This window comes from Hymenobacter sp. (genome assembly GCF_031398885.1).
Taxonomy (GTDB): domain Bacteria; phylum Bacteroidota; class Bacteroidia; order Cytophagales; family Hymenobacteraceae; genus Hymenobacter.
In genome coordinates, this window is the sequence record NZ_JANNOD010000103.1 from 1 (window position 1) to 3375 (window position 3375).

General features: G+C 58.5%; 4 protein-coding genes. All 4 read left to right on the forward strand.

Annotated features, from left to right (window positions below; translation table 11 throughout):
- Positions 1-1681, forward strand: a 1681-nt coding sequence (locus RMO51_RS18990) for an OstA-like protein (protein WP_310397377.1), incomplete at its 5' end; no start/stop codon positions are given.
- A 104-nt stretch (positions 1682-1785) separates the two neighbouring features.
- Entirely contained in the window at positions 1786-2616 is an 831-nt protein-coding gene (locus tag RMO51_RS18995; RefSeq protein WP_310397379.1) for an outer membrane protein assembly factor BamD, read from the forward strand.
- 106 nt (positions 2617-2722) lie between these two features.
- On the forward strand, positions 2723-3061 hold the full coding sequence (locus tag RMO51_RS19000; RefSeq protein ID WP_310397381.1) for a DNA-directed RNA polymerase subunit omega: 339 nt from the start codon (positions 2723-2725) through the stop codon (positions 3059-3061).
- A gap of 8 nt (positions 3062-3069) precedes the next feature.
- A partial coding sequence (locus tag RMO51_RS19005) for a flavoprotein (protein ID WP_310397383.1) occupies positions 3070-3375 on the forward strand: 306 nt, incomplete at its 3' end.

The following is a 3375-nucleotide window of genomic DNA, read 5'->3' on the forward strand; positions in this document are numbered from 1 at the left end:
ACCGGCCACCAAAGGCTCGCCCATCCGGTTGCTGCCTGGCACCGGCGAATTGATTGGCGGCGACTTCAACGGGGTGAAGATTCGCAAGCTGCTGGGCAACGTGAGCTTTCAGCAGGACGACACGTTTCTGTACTGCGACTCGGCCTACCAGTACCTGGAGCGCAACGAGGTGGAGGCGTTCAGCAACGTGCGCATCCTGCAGAACGACACCGTGACCATTACCGGCGACCGGGGCTTCTACAACGGCGACAAACGCACCTCGCGCATCACCGGCAACGTGGTCATGCGCGACCCGCGCATGACCCTGACCACGCCCTCGCTCGACTACGACCTGGACCGCAAAACGGCTTCCTACACCGAAACCGGCCACCTCACCGACCCGCAAAACACCCTCGACAGCCAGCAGGGCTTCTACGACACCAACTCCAAGGTCTTCGTTTTTAAGCGCAACGTGCGCCTCGTCACGCCTGACTCGGAGTTGAACAACGACACGCTGCGCTACAACACCATTACCAAGATTGCCTATTTCAACGGCCCCACGCGCATCAAGGGCAAGCAGGGAAATTTGTATGCCGAGGGGGGTAATTACAACACCATCACCCGGGTGTCGGACTTCAAGAAAAACGCCAAAATCGACACGCCCAACTACCTGCTCGGCGGCGACCGGCTCGTGTACGACGAGGTGAAGCTCTACGGAGTGGCCAACGGGCACGTGAGCCTGATTTCCAAGAAAGACAACCTGACCCTGCGCGGTGACGCCGGCAGGTACTGGCGCGGCCTGGGGCGCACCAAGCTCTACGGCGGCCGGCCGGTGGTACGCAACATCAGCGGGAAGGACACCTTGTACATGGCCGCCGACACGCTGCTGAGCGTGGAGGCCCGCCCCGGCCAAACCACCACCCGCACCGTGCTTTACGCCTGGCCCAAGGTGCAGATTTTCCGGGGCAACCTGCAGGGGCGCTGCGACTCGCTGACCTACGACCGGCAGGACAGCATCATCTACCTCAACCGCGACCCGGTGCTGTGGCAGGCCAAAAACCAGCTCACCGCCGACTCCATGCAAATCCGCTCGAAGCGCGGGCAGGTGGACGAAATGCGCCTCTACGCCAATGCCTTCGCCGTGGACCAGGACACGCTGCTCAACTTCAACCAGACCAAGGGCCGCAACATGATGGCCTACTTCCGCGACAACAAGCTGCGCCGGGTGGACGTGCTGGGCAACGCGGAAAGCATCTTTTACGCCCTCGACAACGACACCGCCACCACCGGCATGAACCGGGTGCTGTCGGCCAACATGCGCCTGCTGTTCGTGGCGAGCAAGCTCAACAAAATATCTGTGCTCGCCAACCCCGAGGCCAGGTTCATCCCGCCCCACGAGCTCAAGCCCGACGACGAGCGCCTCAAGGGCTTCGCGTGGCGCGCCGCGGAACGCCCGACCCGCCGCCAGGTGTTGGGCAAACAGTTCGACGACCGGCCCCCGAAGCGCAAGGTGGTCAAGAAAAAGACCAAGCCGGCCGTCAAGCGCGGCATCAAGGCCAAGACCCCCGCCAAGAAAACGCCCGTCAAAACCACCAAGCCGTCGCTGGCCCAGTTCCCCAAAGCTGCCCCCCAAACCGCCAGGCCGGCGGCTTCGGCCGCGCCGGTTAAGCCGCCCGGGGCGGCGCCCAACCTGCGGCGCTAGCTGCAACCTTTCGCCGCCGGCCGGCGCTCTTGCTCCCGGCGAGTGGCCCGGCCGCGGCGCCCCGTTTGTCTTCGCCGGCTCAAATCATTACCTTTGCACCCCTTATGCCGATTTCCCGCCTCACGGTTCTGTTTCTGCTCATTGGCACGCTCCTGCTGGGCGCTTGCTCCAACGGCTACCAGCGCCTGCTGAAAAGCACCGACGTCAATAAGAAGTACGAAGCCGCCGTCAAATACTACGACAAGGGCGACTTTTTCCGGGCCGGCACCTTGCTCGAAGACCTGATTCCGTTGCTCAAGGGCCGCCCCGAGGCCGAGAAGGCCCAGTTTTACTTTGCCAACACGAATTACAAGCAGCGCAACTACGTGCTCAGCGCTTTCTATTTCAAGCAGTTCATCGACACTTACCCCAATTCCGAGTACACGGAGGAGGCCACGTTTCTTAATGCCAAGTCGCTGTTTCTGGACTCGCCGGGCTTCGAGCTTGACCAGACCAACACGGTGTCGGCCCTCGAATCCATCCAGGATTTCCTGAACCGCTACCCCGGGAGCAAGTTCAAGCCCGAAACGGAGGGCATGTCGCAGGAGCTGCAGAAGAAGCTGGAAAACAAAGCCTTCGAGAGTGCCAAGCTTTACTACCAGCTGCGCTACAACCAGGCCGCCGTGGTGGCCCTCACCAATTTCCAGCAGCAGTTCCCGGCTTCGGCGTTTGCCGAGCAAGCTGCCTTTCTGCGCCTCACCGCCCAGTACGCCTGGGCCCAGGAAAGCGTTGAATCAAAGCAACGGGAGCGGTTTCTGGAAGCCGTGAGCTTCTACCAGCAGTTTCTCGACGGGTTTCCGCAGAGCAAGAACCTGAAAGCGGCCCAGGATATGTACGACGTCAGCCAGGCCCAGATTGTGAAGCTAAAAGCCGCCCCGGCCGCGGCAGCAAATTAGGTAATTAGTTGTCAGTTGCTCGTTGTCAGTTGTCAGGTCGGTCTGAACTGCTGGCGTTTGTGCCTGACAACTGACAACGAACAACTAACAACTATTCAATAAGCCCATGAAACCCAATTCCAACGCCCCGTCGAGTTCCATCATCACGCGCAACGTGGCCGACATCACCGGCGACAATGGCAACGTGTACGAGGCCATCGCCGTGATTTCGAAGCGCGCCAACCAGCTGTCGGTGAAGCTAAAAGAAGAGCTGAACGACCGCCTGGCCGAGTTTGCTTCCACGGTCGACAACCTGGAGGAAGTATTTGAGAACCGCGAGCAAATCGAAATTTCTAAATTCTATGAGCGCATGCCGAAGCCTACTTCGACTGCTACCGAAGAATTTTTGGAAGGAAAACTTAATTTCAGAAGAAGAGAAGAGACTCCAGAGAAATTGGATCTCTAAGATGACTCATGCTTCAGGGCAAAAAAATAGTGCTGGGAGTAACGGGAAGTATTGCCGCTTACAAAGCAGCAGTGTTAACCCGCTTATTGGTAAAAGCAGGCGCTGAAGTAAAGGTAGTAATGACTTCTGCTGCGAAAGAATTCATTACCCCGCTCACCCTTTCTACACTTTCTAAAAATCCTGTCGTTACCGAGTTCACAAAAGATGAAACGGGGCAATGGAATAACCACGTTGAATTAGGCCTCTGGGCTGATGTCGTTTTGATTGCCCCTGCCAGCGCCAATAGCATTGCTAAAATGGCGAATGGCATTTGT

Coding starts and splice junctions, on each gene's coding strand:
- RMO51_RS18995 (WP_310397379.1), top strand. CDS start 1,786: ATGCCGATTTCCCGCCTCACGGTTCTGTTTCTGCTCATTGGCACGCTC.
- RMO51_RS19000 (WP_310397381.1), top strand. CDS start 2,723: ATGAAACCCAATTCCAACGCCCCGTCGAGTTCCATCATCACGCGCAAC.